At 66.5% G+C, this 13,371-nt stretch carries 16 protein-coding genes; 5 read left to right on the top strand and 11 right to left on the bottom strand.

Features of this window, described 5'->3' with window-relative positions; genetic code table 11:
- Nucleotides 1-58 precede the first annotated feature (58 nt).
- Together AC5Y5W_RS07865 and AC5Y5W_RS07860 are read left to right on the top strand one after the other, a co-directional pair.
- Nucleotides 59-571 carry an FAS1-like dehydratase domain-containing protein gene (locus AC5Y5W_RS07865; protein WP_500011313.1) on the top strand — a complete coding sequence of 171 codons (513 nt, stop codon included), beginning with the start codon at nt 59-61 and terminating at the stop codon, nt 569-571.
- 34 nt (nt 572-605) lie between these two features.
- Nucleotides 606-1,472, top strand: a complete 867-nt coding sequence (locus tag AC5Y5W_RS07860) for a cyclopropane mycolic acid synthase family methyltransferase (protein WP_500011495.1) — start codon at nt 606-608, stop codon at nt 1,470-1,472.
- Between the two features lie 73 nt (nt 1,473-1,545).
- On the opposite strand, the gene AC5Y5W_RS07855 is transcribed toward AC5Y5W_RS07860, so the two are convergent.
- The 9 genes from AC5Y5W_RS07855 to AC5Y5W_RS07815 all read right to left on the bottom strand — a co-directional run bounded on the left by AC5Y5W_RS07855 (nt 1,546) and on the right by AC5Y5W_RS07815 (nt 9,152).
- Nucleotides 1,546-2,637 (bottom strand): lysophospholipid acyltransferase family protein, encoded by a 1,092-nt coding sequence (locus AC5Y5W_RS07855; RefSeq protein ID WP_500011315.1) that lies wholly within the window; start codon nt 2,635-2,637, stop codon nt 1,546-1,548.
- The gene (locus tag AC5Y5W_RS07850) at nt 2,619-3,674 is read right to left on the bottom strand and encodes an SDR family oxidoreductase (protein ID WP_500011497.1); all 1,056 of its coding nucleotides are present in this window, start codon (nt 3,672-3,674) and stop codon (nt 2,619-2,621) included. Before AC5Y5W_RS07850 ends, AC5Y5W_RS07855 begins: the two co-directional genes overlap by 19 nt.
- A 162-nt stretch (nt 3,675-3,836) precedes the next feature.
- Nucleotides 3,837-3,938, bottom strand: a complete 102-nt coding sequence (locus AC5Y5W_RS07845; protein ID WP_003402602.1) for a 30S ribosomal protein bS22 — start codon at nt 3,936-3,938, stop codon at nt 3,837-3,839.
- Nucleotides 3,939-4,125: 187 nt separating this feature from the next.
- Nucleotides 4,126-4,389, bottom strand: a complete 264-nt coding sequence (locus AC5Y5W_RS07840) for a helix-turn-helix domain-containing protein (RefSeq protein ID WP_065016121.1) — start codon at nt 4,387-4,389, stop codon at nt 4,126-4,128.
- A 138-nt stretch (nt 4,390-4,527) separates the two neighbouring features.
- Nucleotides 4,528-5,403, bottom strand: coding sequence for a pyrroline-5-carboxylate reductase (gene proC, locus AC5Y5W_RS07835; RefSeq protein WP_500011317.1), 876 nt, complete (start codon nt 5,401-5,403; stop codon nt 4,528-4,530).
- 28 nt (nt 5,404-5,431) lie between these two features.
- Nucleotides 5,432-6,247 (bottom strand): thioesterase family protein, encoded by an 816-nt coding sequence (locus AC5Y5W_RS07830; protein WP_500011319.1) that lies wholly within the window; start codon nt 6,245-6,247, stop codon nt 5,432-5,434.
- A gap of 16 nt (nt 6,248-6,263) precedes the next feature.
- On the bottom strand, nt 6,264-7,106 hold the full coding sequence (locus AC5Y5W_RS07825; RefSeq protein WP_499887296.1) for a sugar phosphate isomerase/epimerase family protein: 843 nt from the start codon (nt 7,104-7,106) through the stop codon (nt 6,264-6,266).
- 7 nt (nt 7,107-7,113) lie between these two features.
- Nucleotides 7,114-8,136 carry an Rv0497 family membrane protein gene (locus tag AC5Y5W_RS07820; protein ID WP_500011320.1) on the bottom strand — a complete coding sequence of 341 codons (1,023 nt, stop codon included), beginning with the start codon at nt 8,134-8,136 and terminating at the stop codon, nt 7,114-7,116.
- Nucleotides 8,133-9,152 carry a Ppx/GppA family phosphatase gene (locus tag AC5Y5W_RS07815; RefSeq protein ID WP_499887298.1) on the bottom strand — a complete coding sequence of 340 codons (1,020 nt, stop codon included), beginning with the start codon at nt 9,150-9,152 and terminating at the stop codon, nt 8,133-8,135. Before AC5Y5W_RS07815 ends, AC5Y5W_RS07820 begins: the two co-directional genes overlap by 4 nt.
- A 57-nt stretch (nt 9,153-9,209) precedes the next feature.
- Between AC5Y5W_RS07815 and AC5Y5W_RS07810 the strand changes: the two genes are divergently transcribed.
- Nucleotides 9,210-9,995, top strand: coding sequence for a DUF3109 family protein (locus tag AC5Y5W_RS07810; RefSeq protein ID WP_499887300.1), 786 nt, complete (start codon nt 9,210-9,212; stop codon nt 9,993-9,995).
- A 4-nt stretch (nt 9,996-9,999) separates the two neighbouring features.
- On the opposite strand, the gene AC5Y5W_RS07805 is transcribed toward AC5Y5W_RS07810, so the two are convergent.
- Together AC5Y5W_RS07805 and AC5Y5W_RS07800 are read right to left on the bottom strand one after the other, a co-directional pair.
- The gene (locus AC5Y5W_RS07805; protein ID WP_500022264.1) at nt 10,000-10,215 is read right to left on the bottom strand and encodes a hypothetical protein; all 216 of its coding nucleotides are present in this window, start codon (nt 10,213-10,215) and stop codon (nt 10,000-10,002) included.
- 116 nt (nt 10,216-10,331) lie between these two features.
- The gene (locus AC5Y5W_RS07800; protein WP_500011324.1) at nt 10,332-10,523 is read right to left on the bottom strand and encodes a hypothetical protein; all 192 of its coding nucleotides are present in this window, start codon (nt 10,521-10,523) and stop codon (nt 10,332-10,334) included.
- A 144-nt stretch (nt 10,524-10,667) separates the two neighbouring features.
- Here AC5Y5W_RS07800 and AC5Y5W_RS07795 point away from each other — a divergent pair, with 144 nt between their 5' ends.
- Both AC5Y5W_RS07795 and AC5Y5W_RS07790 read left to right on the top strand, forming a co-directional pair.
- The gene (locus AC5Y5W_RS07795; protein ID WP_500022263.1) at nt 10,668-12,344 is read left to right on the top strand and encodes a nuclease/transposase family protein; all 1,677 of its coding nucleotides are present in this window, start codon (nt 10,668-10,670) and stop codon (nt 12,342-12,344) included.
- A 95-nt stretch (nt 12,345-12,439) separates the two neighbouring features.
- The coding region (locus tag AC5Y5W_RS07790) for a tocopherol cyclase family protein (protein WP_500022262.1) at nt 12,440-13,371 on the top strand (932 nt) is incomplete at its 3' end.

Below are 13,371 nucleotides of genomic sequence, written 5' to 3'. Positions count from 1 at the left end.
AATCGGCAATTCCGCTGATAGGCTGCGCCGCTGAGCCCATACGAGCGGAGAGCAGCGCATGGCAGTGCCCGAAGGTACCGAGGAACTCATCGGCACCCATTACCGATTCCCGGACTACTTCGAGGTCGGACGCGAAAAAATCCGCGAGTTCGCGAGTGCGGTCCAAGACGAACACCCCATGCACATCTCCGAAATCGCTGCCACCGAAGCGGGCCATCCGGCGGTGGTCGCGTCGCTGACCTTCCTCGCCGTCGCCGGACGGCGCGTCCAACTGGACGTCTTCACCAAATTCGACATTCCGATCAATCTCGCCCGGGTACTACACCGGGACCAGAAATTCGTCTTCCACCGGCCGATCATGGCCGGCGACCGGCTGTACTTCGACACCTACCTGGACTCGGTGATCGAGTCCCACGGCACGGTGATTGCCGAGATCCGCAGCGAGGTCACCGACGCCGACGGCACACCAGTGATCACCAGCATCGTCACTATGCTTGGGGAATCGTCCAACCCAGACACCGATACGGCCGCGACGATCGCCGCAATTGCGTCGATTCGGGGCGGGGCTTAGTGTCAGCGCGATGAACCAGGGGGCCAACGAGCCAATGAACACCGATCTGACGCCGCATTTTGACGACGTGCAGTCGCACTACGACCTGTCCGACGACTTCTACCGGCTGTTCCTCGACCCGTCGCAAACCTACAGCTGCGCCTACTTCGAGCGCGACGACATGACGCTGGAAGAGGCGCAGCTGGCCAAGATCGACCTGTCGCTGGGCAAGCTGGGCCTGCAGCCGGGGATGACGCTGCTCGACGTCGGCTGCGGCTGGGGCGCCACGCTGCGGCGCGCTGTGCAGCGCTACGACGTCAACGTGATCGGGTTGACGCTGAGCAAGAACCAGGCTGGCCACGTCCAGAACTCGTTCGACGCCATGGAGAGCCCGCGCTCCAAAGAAGTGCGGCTACAGGGCTGGGAGCAGTTCCACGAGCCGGTCGACCGGATCGTGTCGATCGGCGCGTTCGAGCACTTCGGTTTCGACCGCTACGACGACTTCTTCACGATGGCGTACGAAGCGTTGCCGGCCGACGGGGTGATGATGTTGCACACCATCGTGATTCCCAGCGTTGAGGAACTTGAGCAGCGCCAGATCAAGACGACGATGACGCTGATCCGCTTCGTGAAATTCATCATGGACGAGATCTTCCCGGGCGGGCGGCTGCCGGCAGTCGCGACGGTCGAGGAGCACGCCACCAAGGCCGGCTTCCGGCTCGACCGCGTGCAGCCGCTGCGGTTGCACTACGCGCGGACACTGGACACCTGGGCCGCAGCGCTGGAATCGCGCAAGGACGAGGCCATCGCGATTCAGTCCGAAGAGGTCTACGACCGGTACATGAAATATCTGACCGGCTGCGCCAATCTGTTCCGCAACGGCAACACCGACGTCTGCCAGTTCACCCTGGTCAAGCCGTAGTTCCGCGAGCAGACGCAGAATCGCACGATTTCGCGGCGAAACGTGCGATTCTGCGTCTGCTCGCCGGCGGGAACTAGCCCAAGAACACGTTGCGACGCCCGGCCAATAGGCGGTACAGCGTCTGCTGGATCGTCTCGCGCACCTGATCCGTCAATTCGAAGGTGACCATCGGGTCATCGGCGTCGGCCGCTTCGTAATCGGTCGTCGAGATCGGCTCACCGAAGGCGATGTGCCATTTCGACGGCAACGGCAACAGCCCGGCCGGACCGGCCAGCGGGAATAACGGGGTGATCGGGAAGTAGGGCAGGCCGAACAGCCGGGCCAGCAGCTTGAGGTCGGCCACCATCGGATAGATCTCCTCGGAGCCGACGATCGAGCACGGCACGATCGGCGCCTTGGTGCGTAGCGCCGCCGACACGAACCCGCCGCGACCGAAGCGCTGCAGCTTGTAGCGGTCCTTGAATCGCTTGCCCAGTCCCTTGTATCCCTCGGGGAACACTGCGGTGAGTTCGCCGGCGGCCAGCAGCCGGTGGGCATCGGCGGTGCAGGCCATGGTGTGGCCGGCCTTACGGGCGGTCTCGCCGATCACCGGCAGGTCGAACACCATGTCGGCGGCCAACAACCGCAGGTCGCGGCCGGCCGGGTGTTCGTCGTGCACTGCCACCGAGGCCATCAGCCCGTCGAACGGCAGCACCCCGGCGTGGTTGGCGACTACCAGCGCGGCACCGGTGTCCGGCAGATTCTCAACACCGCTGACCTCGACGCGGAACCAGGACTTGAAGAAGAACCGCAGCAAAGGCCGCACGATCGCGTCGTTGAAATGCGGGTCGAAGCCGAACTCGTCGATGTTGTAGTCACCGGTGAGCCGCTGGCGGAGGAATTCGGCGACGGCGCCCACCCGCTGCGCAAGGTCGTTGCCCGACGATGCGGCCAGGGGCTTGCCGCCGGCGAGCCGCCGATGCTGATCGATCTCGCGGACGACCGCGGCAATCTGCTCGGCCGATGCCCGCGCGTCCGGGTCGGAAAGCAGTGACGGGTGTCGGCGTGCGGCCTCGGTCCGTTGACCGGCACGCCGCTGCGCGGCTGCACGATTCGGATTCGAGTGCAGCGGAATGACTTTCGCCCTGTTTTCGCCCGCCACGATATCTACCTGCCCCCACCCCATGGGATTGATTTCAGGTTGCCTAGGCGCTGCGCTGCGGATACGGCATGACCTTCCAAGGAGAGTACCAACTCAGGCTTGAGAATGGGAGCCATGGCTCGGCCGCGAAGGTAATCGTCGAATGCTTCAGCCGTCGTCCACTTTGGGTGAAAGTCGAGTTCGTCGCGCATTCGGGTGGTGTCCATAACTCGGCCATAGCTGAGATAGTCGAGTTGCTCACGATTGATTTCGGTATAGCGATTAGCCCGTCTCAGCGAATCGAGCGCCCATAGTCCGAATCCAGGTACCGGCAGCGGGATCCGGCCGGCCCGCCGGATCGCCTGGGACAGCATCATGATCCCGCTGGCGCCGACGTTGAAGGTGCCGGGCTTGCCGGCCATCGCGGCGCGCTCCAATGCGCTCAGGGCGTCTTGCTCGTGCAGCAACTGCAGGCGGGCGTCGCGGCCTGCCACCGTCGGGACCAGCGGCCCGGCCAGGTAGCGCGACAGCGTGGTGTCCATCGCCGGCCCGATCATGTTGGCCAGCCGCAGAATTGTCACCGAGATATCGGACCGCCGCCGGCCCAGCCCGCGCGCATACCCCTCGATGTCGAGGCTGTCTTTGGGGAAGCCTTCCCGAAAGGGGCGACGGCTGCTGCTGTCCTCGGTGAACATCACCGGGTCGTGCGGGCTGGACCCGTAGACCTCCGACGTCGACTTCAGCACGACCCGGCGCAACGAGGGCGCCTTTTGGCAAGCCGCGAACAATTGCATCGCGCCCATGACGTTGATTTCCTTCAACGCCGCGCCGCCGCCGGCCCGCGGCGCAAACGACGCCGCCGCCGCGTGCACCACGGTGTCGACATCGCCGTTTCGAATCACCTTGGCGATAAACGGGTTGCGGATATCGGCGCGGACGAATTCAGCGCGGCCCATCCGCCGCAGCATGTCCTTGCTGGGGGCAATCGCATCCACCGCGATCACCCGGTTGATCAACGGGTTTTGGGCAAGTCGGGCCGTCAGGAAACCGCCCAGAAACCGGCACGCACCGGTAACCAGCACGACTTTCGGGTAATGGACCGTATCGGTGCCCGTGCCGCGAGATTTGGCGCCCGGTCCGGGACTGGGTTGATCGCCCGTCGAATCCACCCCGCCAGCCTAACGGGCTGGTGCTACCACGGCGTTACCAAACAACGGCGGCCAGCGGCGAGTTCGGGCTGAAAATTACTTGCCGAGTTTTCTGCGCTGCACCCGGGTACGGCGAAGCAGCTTGCGGTGCTTCTTCTTCGACATCCTCTTGCGCCGCTTCTTGATTACTGAGCCCATAACTCCGCTATCTGTGTGGCCATCCGAGTCCACCGTGGCCGCTGCTGAAATGACCCGGTTACTCTACCTGGGCCGCCACCCGGAACGGAAAAGCGTCGACTGTGCATCCAGCGCGGCGACACGCCGAGGAGCGCCGCCCTGTGTGCACAGTGGACGCCGTGAACACACCCTCAACGCGGTGTGGGCCTTAGCCGGCGTCGAAGTAGGAGCTCTCCAGCATGTCGTGCACGGCCTTCGCGTGCACCCGGAAAGATCGCCCGACGCGAACCGCAGGCAGTTCACCGTTGTGAACCAACCGGTAGACCGTCATCTTGCTGACCCGCATCAGCGCCGCCACCTCGGCCACAGTGAGAAATTGTGTCCTGGGCTGTTGGCCGTCGGGCGAACCAGTGTCCCGTGCCGATTTGCCGCCAGCTGAATCCCGCGCCGATGGCCCGTTCATAGACGTCATCGCAACCCAATCAGTCAGGCCCGCGCAGTCCCAGCGGCTTCCCCTCCGCTGGCACGCACGCGTGCATACAAAGAGGAGAATAGCGGGACTAGTGGGGTTCCTGCGACGGGTGGTAGGAAATCAGAAAAAATTTATGAATTACTCTGATGTGATTCTTAGCTGCTCAGAGCGCCTTTTAGCGGCCTGCACCGCCCCGTCGACTGCACTGCGCAAACCGGCGCGCTCGAGTTCCCGCAGCGCAGCCGCAGTAGTGCCGCCCGGCGACGTCACCGTCGCCCGCAGCCGCGCCGCCGTCGTATCGATGGTGAGGTCGGGCGCCGCTTCGCTGGCCGGGGCCCGGTCCTGCTCCATCCGCTCCAACAACATCGCCGCCGATCCCGCCATCGTCTGGGCGACCAGTTCGGTGGCGACCTGACGGGTCAGGCCGACGCCGACGCCCGCGTCGACTAACGCCTCGACCATCAGGAAGAAATACGCCGGGCCCGAACCGGACACCGCGGTCACCGCGTCCAGCTGGGTCTCCGGGACGGTGAGCACCCCGCCGACGCAGTCGAACAATGCGGCAACCTCTTTGAGCTGTTCGGGGGCGACAAAGCGGCCTTTGGCCAGCGCGCTGACTCCCGCCCCGACCAACGCCGGCGCGTTGGGCATCACCCGCACCACCGGTGTGCCGGCCGGCAGCTTGGCTTCCAGGTAGCTGATGGTGACCCCGGCCGCGACGGTGATGAACACCTGCTCGGGGCTGTCGTCCTCGGCCTGGGAGGCCGCATGCGCGATCTCGCCGACGACCGACTCGACGTCGGAGGGCTTCACCGCGACGATGATGAACGTCGCGTTTTCCACTGCGTCGGTCAGCGAGGTCACCAACACCGAATACGTCTCGGCTAGGTAGCGGGCGCGGACGGGCAGTCGTTCGGCCACCACGAGGTCTTTGACCTGCCGCCCCGCCCGCAGCAGGCCGGACAGCAACGCCTCCCCCATGCTGCCGCCGCCGATGATCGCGATTCTGGCCATGGGGGCAAGCATGGCAGACCTCGGTTACTCAGCGACCAGGCACCATCGCCAGCTGACGGGTCTGCACCACGATGCGGCCCTCGCAGTCGACGACGGTGTGGTCTTCGTCGAACCAGTCCTGGCCGATCTGCATGCACGTGCACACCACCCGCAGCCAGCCGTCGGCCGGTAATCCGCGCAGATATGCGGTGAGTTGCACGGTGGGCGCCCAGCCGGTGCGGCCCACCGCGAAGCTCACCGGCGCCGACACGTCCCCGCACATCAGCGCGAACAGCACATCGGGAGCCATGCCGCGCGGCCGCACCCACATCTGGATCATCGGTGGCCGGCCATCGGTGGGCTCCAGCGTCGAAACCAGCGGCCGCACGTCGCAGCCCTCGGCCAGGTGCACCAGTCCGGCCATCGGATGCCCAGGCCCGATCGGCGCGACGTCAGCGGGCGGTTCGGGCGCCATCAGCTCCGTGACCGGGTTGGCCGACAGCAACGGCGGGACCATGTGCTCGGGCTCGCCGAGGGTGACCACGGCGTGCACCGCGGTCCGCTCGCCCTGATTGAGCTCGACATCGACCACGCTGATCCGCCGGCCGCGCTTGCGGATCGACGTCACCAGTTGCATCGGGCCGGGGTCCGGCGCCCACAGGTAGCTGCCCGACACCGCGACCGGCTGCACGTTGGGCTCACCGTGTGTCGTGCGCGCGGCATTGGCGCACAACGCCAGCATCGCGCCGCCGTGCACCTTGGGCCCAATGGTCCAGTGCTCGTTCAGCTCCCCCTCAAACACGCCGTCGACTTCCGTCTCGCGCAACATCATCGCGTCGCTGAACAGGGTTGATCCAGAACTCATCAGTGTCCTTCGGGCCTCAACGCAACAGATACGTCCGGGCAAACTGCAGCGACTCGGTCAGCATGGCTTCCCGCTCGTGGGCCGAACGCGCCGCCGACGTGGAAACTTCCAGCACGACGTGGCCCGCGAAGCCGCCGGCGGCCAGCATCTCGCACACCTCCACGACCGGCTGGCTGCCCCTGCCGGGCACCAGGTGCTCGTCGGCGGGCAGCCCGTTGCCGTCGCACAGATGCAGATGCACCAGGCCCGAACCCATCCGTTCGGCCATTTCCAGCGCGTCGCTGCCGGCGGTCGCGGTATGGGACAGGTCCAGCGTGTAGTGCGCGTGGTTTCCGTCCAACGGATCGTAGGACGGCGAGAACGCCGAAATGCCCAGGCCGGGCCCCCCGCCCCGGCGTCGCATCCGCTCGATGGACTGCCCGGCTCCGAAGAACCGGTCGGCGCGGAACGGGAACATGTTCTCGACGGCCACCAGCACGTCGCCGGCGGCTTCCAGTTCGGCGACCTGCTCGGCGAACCCTTCGGCGTAGCGCCGCTGCCACCGAAACGGCGGATGCACGACGACGGTTTGGGCGCCCAGCTTTTCGGCGGCCCGCACGCTGCGTTCCAGCTTGGAAATCGGATTGGCGCCCCACACCCGTTGCGAGATCAGCAGACAGGGGGCGTGCACCGACAGCACCGGCATCCGGTAGCGCCGGGAGAGCTTGGCGACGGCGGCAACATCCTGGCTGACCGATTCGCCCCACACCATCAGCTCGACACCGTCGTAGCCGAGGTTGGCCGCGTACTCGAAGGCGGCCTCGGTCCTCATCGGATAGACCGAGGCCGTCGACAGACCGACCTTGATGGCTGGGCGCACTGACCAGTTAGCCGGACTGCAACAACGCCAACGGCCCCAGCGTCACCAGTGCCCCCACCGCGACCGCGATCAACGTGCTGGCGATGTCCTCGGTCTTGCGGACCACCCGCACCCCGACCACCAGGCCGAGAATGACCAGCACCGACAGCACCAGGGCCACGATGTTGTTCCACCGCCACAGCTGGTCGAACGCGATGAACAGCCCGGCACCGAAGGCGACGGCCAGGATCGACTGCAGCACAACCACACCGCCGCGCACCATGGTTTCGGTGCGACCGGACCACGCATAGGCGTCATCGACATCAGCGGCCACTTCGCCGTCGAGATCGTCGACGTCGGGATAATCCTCGTCGACGTCGTCGATGTCGGCGTAGTCGTCGTCGGCCTCGGCTTCGGCATCAACATCGACGTCATCGGAAGCGCTCTTGCCGCCGAAGAGTCGGCTGGCCGAGGCGCGCAGATACGACCGCACGTACGCGGAGTCGTCAGCAGCCGGTTCGGCTTCCCGCACGTCGGTGTCCATCACGTCGACCGGCATGCCGGCGTAATCCTCCAACGGATCCGGGTTCATCCCCTCGGCACCTGCTTGCGCCGCAGTCCGGTCGGCATCGTCGCCGGTCTGCTCGTCGTCGACCGGGACGGATTTGCGCAGCGGCAGCGGATAGGGGCTGCGCTCGGGCCGCGATTCGCGCGCGGGCTGCGGCGGGGATTCCGGCCAGCGGGGCTGCGGTTCGGACCAGTACGGGGAGGTGTCGGCGGCCTCGTCGTCCGACGGCTTGTCAACCCGGACCGCGCCATTGGGGCGACGGGAGTGCGATGCCGGCGCAGCGGCGGGTGTCTCGTCGGGCTCGGCGTCTTCACTGACGACCGGGATTTCGCCGGTCAGTTCGGCGACGGTCACCGCATCGTCGTTGCCGCGCCGACGGCGACGACGGCCGGCGGGCGGCGGCGCACCGATAGTGCCGTTCTTGGCCAGCAGTTCGGCGACCGAGATCGGCCGGGTGCTCGAGCTGTCATTGGGTCCAGTCATGGTGTGTTGCTCCTCGATCGGCCAACAGCAGCCCGATCAGCGTGCCGGTTACCAGCATCCCGCACGGACGTTTCGACAAGAGCGGTTCCGTCGGCTTCACTGTCGAGTTTGCGCAAAATGAGACCTTCCCGCAGCGCCCACGGGCAGATGTCCACGGTTTCGATCGACAGCGCTCGCATACTTGCCTCGGCCACCAGAGCTCCCGCCACGATCTGCGGCGCCCGCTCGGCACTCACTCCTTCCAGCTCGGCACGGTCAGCGGTCGTCATCCTAGAGATGAAAGATATGAGTTGTCTGAGGCCACTGGCGGTCAGCGTCCGCTTCACCCGGGTCCCCGCCGCCGAGGGCGCCGCGCCGGTGAGCCGGGCCAGCGACCGGAAGGTCTTCGACGTCGCAACCGCGAGGTCCGGGCTGCCCGATTCCAGGACGGTTTCGCTGGCGTCGGCTAGCTCGGAGTCCAGCCAGTCGCGCAGCATGCCGACTCGCCGCCGCCCGGGGGGATCGTCTTGCAGCCAGTCGCGGGTCAGCCGTCCGGCGCCCAGCGGCAGCGACAACGCGACCTCGGGTTCCTCGTCGACGCCGCTGGACAGCTCCAGCGATCCGCCGCCGATGTCGAGGTTGATGATCCGTCCGGCACTCCACCCGTACCAGCGGCGCACCGACAGGAAGGTCAGCCGCGACTCGTCGACCCCGCGCAGCACCTGGAGCTCGACGCCGGTCTCGGCGCGCACTCGGGACAACACGTCTTCGGAATTCTCCGCGTCGCGAACCGCCGAGGTGGCAAACGCCATCAGCTCCGCGCAGCCCGAGCTGACCGCGATCTTGCTGAACTCGTCGATCGTCGAAATCAGTTTGTCGGCACCGCGGCGAGTGATCTTGCCGGAGCTGTCGGTGGCCTCGGCCAGCCGCAGCGTGGCCTTGGTCGAACTCATCGGCGTCGGGTGTCCACCCCGGCGCGCATCGACGACCAACAGATGGACCGTGTTACTGCCCACGTCGAGCACACCCAATCGCACGAAACACCAGCCTACGTTGGCGTTGAGCGGACCGAACGTTGGTCTACCGTGGAAATCGTGACCAGCTCGCATTCGGCCCATCCCGGCGAGGTCGAATTGGACTTCGCCCGCGAATGGGTGGAGTTCTACGACCCGGACAATCCCGAGCACCTGATCGCAGCCGACCTCACCTGGCTGCTGTCGCGCTGGACGTGTGTGTTCGGCACACCGGCCTGCCAGGGCACCGTGGCCGGACGCCCCGACGACGGATGTTGTTCGCACGGAGCGTTTTTGTCCGATGACGACGACCGTGCCCGGCTCGACGATGCCGTCTCCCGGCTGACCGACGACGACTGGCAGTTCCGGGAAAAGGGACTGGGCCGCAAGGGTTATCTCGAGCTCGACGAGCACGACGGCGAGGAGCAGTGGCGCACCCGCAAATACAAGGGTGCGTGCATCTTCTTGAACCGGCCCGGGTTCGAAGCCGGGCCGGGATGCGCGCTGCACACCGCGGCGCTGCGGCTCGACGTGCAGCCGCTGACAATGAAGCCCGACGTCTGCTGGCAGTTGCCGATCCGGCGGAGCCAGGAATGGGTGACCCGCCCAGACGGCAGCGAGATCCTCAAAACCACCGTCACCGAATACGACCGCCGCGGCTGGGGTGCCGGCGGCGCCGACCTGCACTGGTATTGCACCGGCGATCCGGCCGCCCATGTCGGCGCCAAACAGGTGTGGGAAAGCCTGGCCGCCGAACTGACCGAGTTGCTCGGTGAAAAGGCCTACGCCGAACTGGCCGCAATGTGCAAGCGGCGCAGCGCATTAGGGCTCGTCGCGGTCCATCCGGCAACCCGGGCCGCCGAATAGCCGGCTAATCCGCGGGGTACGCCTGCTGGAAGGACTCGACCATGCGCAGCGCGCTGGCTTCCAGATAGGCCTCGACGCGGGCCGCGGCCGTCGTCGTCTCGCGCGTCAGCACCGCGTCGGTGATCGCACTCAACTCGGCCAGCACCGTGTCGGCGTCGTCGTAGGCGGCGGTGAGCTCATGTTCGCGACCACCGAAGGCGTCTTCGACCCAGCGGTACAACTACTCGACCAGGAAGTTTCGGCCCTTACGCACCAACGTTTCGACTACCGCCGGACGACTTAGGTCGCCCGGGCCACAGCCCGCGTTGCCGCCGCCAGGTCTGGCCTGGGTAAGGCCTACGTGCTGGAGCCGAGCCCGCCACTCCCCAGCGAGGAGTGGTTAGCATCGAGCTGCTCGGCAAGTTGCCCCGCGGGCGGCGGAGTCGACCTGGGCGGGAAGGCGCCATCGAGCGCCGCTTCGGCGGTCTGCTCGTCTACCCGTCCGCTGGTCCAGCGGAATGCCGGCCCATATCGTCTGTTGCCGCCCATCGCCCACGCACACCGTGGTCGGCTTGACTGTCGATGCGGCACCTGACGTCATCGGCAACAGCGCGCCACCGCGAGAGACGGCGAAACAGGTCGGTGACCGGAGGTGTCTGCGCCGGTGAGTGTGTCGGTGGTCGACTTTACGGTGTGGCTGTGGAGATGGGTAATGGTTGTCGCATCGAACCGACAGCGGACGCTGAACTGGCGGGATCGGCGATAGCTAAGCCGCGGGCGCGGAAGCGCCCCAAGGGGGCGCCTACCCATGTGCGGTCGTGGCCGCTGCGTCCCGATCTTTCGCAGCGCCGGGATATTCGGACACGGTTTTTCGCCGGTACCCGGGTGTATAACGCGGTGTTAGGTGAGTTCATCGGGCGTAGCCGCGCAATCAAGGGCGATCCGGCCTGGCACGCGGCGCGGTTGTTGCCGGGCCGTACTCCGGCCGAGCGTACGGCCCGGGCTGCGGCATTCCGCACGGTCGAGCATGCATACGGATTCACCGGCGACGCGGCGCAGTCGTTCGCGTCAGGGTTGCGTCGGTCGTGGGTGCGTGAGCATCTGCGCGCACAAGAGACCCAGAATCTGGGTGCGAGGGCATTCGACGCGGTCAAGCTGTGGCATTTGGGCAGCAAGGGTAGGCCTCGGTTCAAGTCGGTATCGCGTGGGCTGCGTTCACTTGCGGCCAAAGACGGCAACGGCGCACTACGCCCAAAGGTTGATGCCCACGGCCGTTGGGTGGGGTTGCAGTGGGGTGCTGGGTTTGTCGTCGCGATTGCCGCGCCTGCCGAGTCAGGACGGCGGGGTAGAGAGCAGCAGGCTGAGCTGGCCGCGATCGAAGCGTTAATCGCGGCCGGCAAGGTGCTACACACGCGGATTGTGTGCGCGGTGATAAACGGCCACGACACCTACCGGGTGCAATTGGTGTGCGATGGGCGCCCAGCCCGGCGGCACCCGGTCGGGCAGGCTCGGGTGTCCTTTGATCTCGGCCCTTCGGAGATCGCGGTGGCCGTGCAATCCAGTAATGGCACCTGGGCTGGCTGGGTGGAGCCCCTTGCTGATCGAATCCGCTTGGAGACTGCTCGGCTGCGTCGTGCCCAGCGGCACCTGGACCGCCAACACCGCAGCGGCTCACCAGGCTGCTTCACCAGCGGTGGCGCTCACCGATCCGGCCGCTGCACTTGGCAGCGCTCCAGTAGCGCCAAACGGACCAGCGTCGGCGTGGCCGAGCTGCATCGTCGGATTGCCCAGCACCGCAAGACACTCCACGGCCGGTTGGCCAACCGGCTGTTGACTCACGGCACCGACATCGCATGCGAGAAGCTCGATTACGTCGCATGGCAGAAAAATTTCTCCCGCAGTGTGCGCGACCGGGCCCCGGGGTTGCTCGTGGAGATTATCCGCCGCAAGGCTGAAAGCGCCGGCGGCGGTCGCCTCTACGAGTTCAATCCCAACACGACCGCGCTGTCCCAAATATGTCTCTGCGGGGATCGCAGGAAAAAGCCGCTCGCCCAACGGGTCCACCGCTGTGAGTGCGGAATCAAAGAACATCGGGACCTGTTCTCGGCCTACCTCGGGCTGCACGTGCGAGTAGGTACCGATGGTTCTGATCGGCTGGATCTGGAAGCAGCCAACAACGGCTGGTTCCACCGTCACGACGTCGACGGGTCGCCGAGACCCAGCCGTAGTGCATCACCTAAGCGACGAGGCCGCAGACAGCCGCCTACGCGGCGGTCAGTGGCGCGCATCAACGCCCGCAGGGCCGCGAAGCGACAGAGTCGGTCGGCGCGAACTTTCATCATCCACCGGCCTACGGCGGTGCTCACATGAGCACCGAGACAGCCGCACGGAGGATGGAATCTCAGCACATTCTGTGCAGGGAAGGCGTCAATGGTTCATTGGCTCAACCAATATAGTGGACGCTCATGGACGACGAGCGGCGTTCGGCGGCCGCGCCGCGCTGGCGCGGTGAGCCCGGCCGTCTGGAGGTCTGGTACGCGACGTTGTCGGATCCGGTGACCCGCGCCGGCCTGTGGGTGCATTACGAAACGGTGGCACCGACGCAGGGGCCGCCCTACGGGCACGGCTGGTCGACATGGTTCGCGGCCGACGGGCCGCCACGCACCGAACGCTTCGGTCCCGAACCGGTTGGACCGGCGACCGGGCCCGGCTGGTTCCGGGTTGGCGACGCGCGAATCGGCTGCGAAGAGTTCGCCGGACGCGCCGGGTCACTGGCGTGGGATCTGCATTGGAAGGACACCGGCCGCCCGCTGTGGACGTTTCCGCGCGCGGCCTGGGAGCGCGGACTGCTGCCCGGCGCCCAAGTCGTTCTGGCCCCCACCGCACAGTTCACCGGCTCGGTCAGCGTCGAGAACACCGCGCACCGCCTCGACGGCTGGCGCGGCGGGGTGGCCCACATCTACGGGCGCGGTAACGCCAAGCGCTGGGGCTGGATTCACGCAGACCTCGGCAATGGCGACGTCCTCGAAGTGGTCACCGCGATTTCGCACACCCCCGGGCTGCGCCGGCTGCCACCGATGGCCTTCGTGCGGTTCCGGATCGATGGAAAGGATTGGCCCGCCGGCGGGTTGCCGGCGCTGCGGATGCGAACCATCCTCGACGTGCAGCACTGGCAGGTGGAGGGCCGGATCAGCGGACAGTCGGTGCTGATCCGTGTCGACCAGCCCGAAACCCGTTGTGTCAGCTTGGCATACACCGATCCGGATGGGGCGACCGCGGTGTGCACCAATACCGAGCAGGCCGATGTTCACGTCGAAGTCGGTGATCGCCGTTGGTCGGTGATCGGCACCGGACACGCCGAAGTCGGCCTGCGCGGCGAAGCGGCGCCCGTCGTCAA

This window comes from Mycobacterium sp. NGS51 (assembly GCF_059812525.1).
Note: the sequence above shows the minus strand (reverse complement) of the source record. Positions and strands in the feature narration are given on the sequence as shown.

Bases quoted from the DNA above. Each gene is read 5' to 3' on its own strand.
- AC5Y5W_RS07865 (WP_500011313.1), top strand. From the start codon at position 59: ATGGCAGTGCCCGAAGGTACCGAGGAACTCATCGGCACCCATTACCGA.
- AC5Y5W_RS07860 (WP_500011495.1), top strand. From the start codon at position 606: ATGAACACCGATCTGACGCCGCATTTTGACGACGTGCAGTCGCACTAC.
- AC5Y5W_RS07855 (WP_500011315.1), bottom strand. From the start codon at position 2,637: ATGGGGTGGGGGCAGGTAGATATCGTGGCGGGCGAAAACAGGGCGAAA.
- AC5Y5W_RS07845 (WP_003402602.1), bottom strand. From the start codon at position 3,938: ATGGGCTCAGTAATCAAGAAGCGGCGCAAGAGGATGTCGAAGAAGAAG.
- AC5Y5W_RS07840 (WP_065016121.1), bottom strand. From the start codon at position 4,389: ATGACGTCTATGAACGGGCCATCGGCGCGGGATTCAGCTGGCGGCAAA.
- proC (WP_500011317.1), bottom strand. From the start codon at position 5,403: ATGGCCAGAATCGCGATCATCGGCGGCGGCAGCATGGGGGAGGCGTTG.
- AC5Y5W_RS07830 (WP_500011319.1), bottom strand. From the start codon at position 6,247: ATGAGTTCTGGATCAACCCTGTTCAGCGACGCGATGATGTTGCGCGAG.
- AC5Y5W_RS07820 (WP_500011320.1), bottom strand. From the start codon at position 8,136: ATGACTGGACCCAATGACAGCTCGAGCACCCGGCCGATCTCGGTCGCC.
- AC5Y5W_RS07800 (WP_500011324.1), bottom strand. From the start codon at position 10,523: ATGGGCGGCAACAGACGATATGGGCCGGCATTCCGCTGGACCAGCGGA.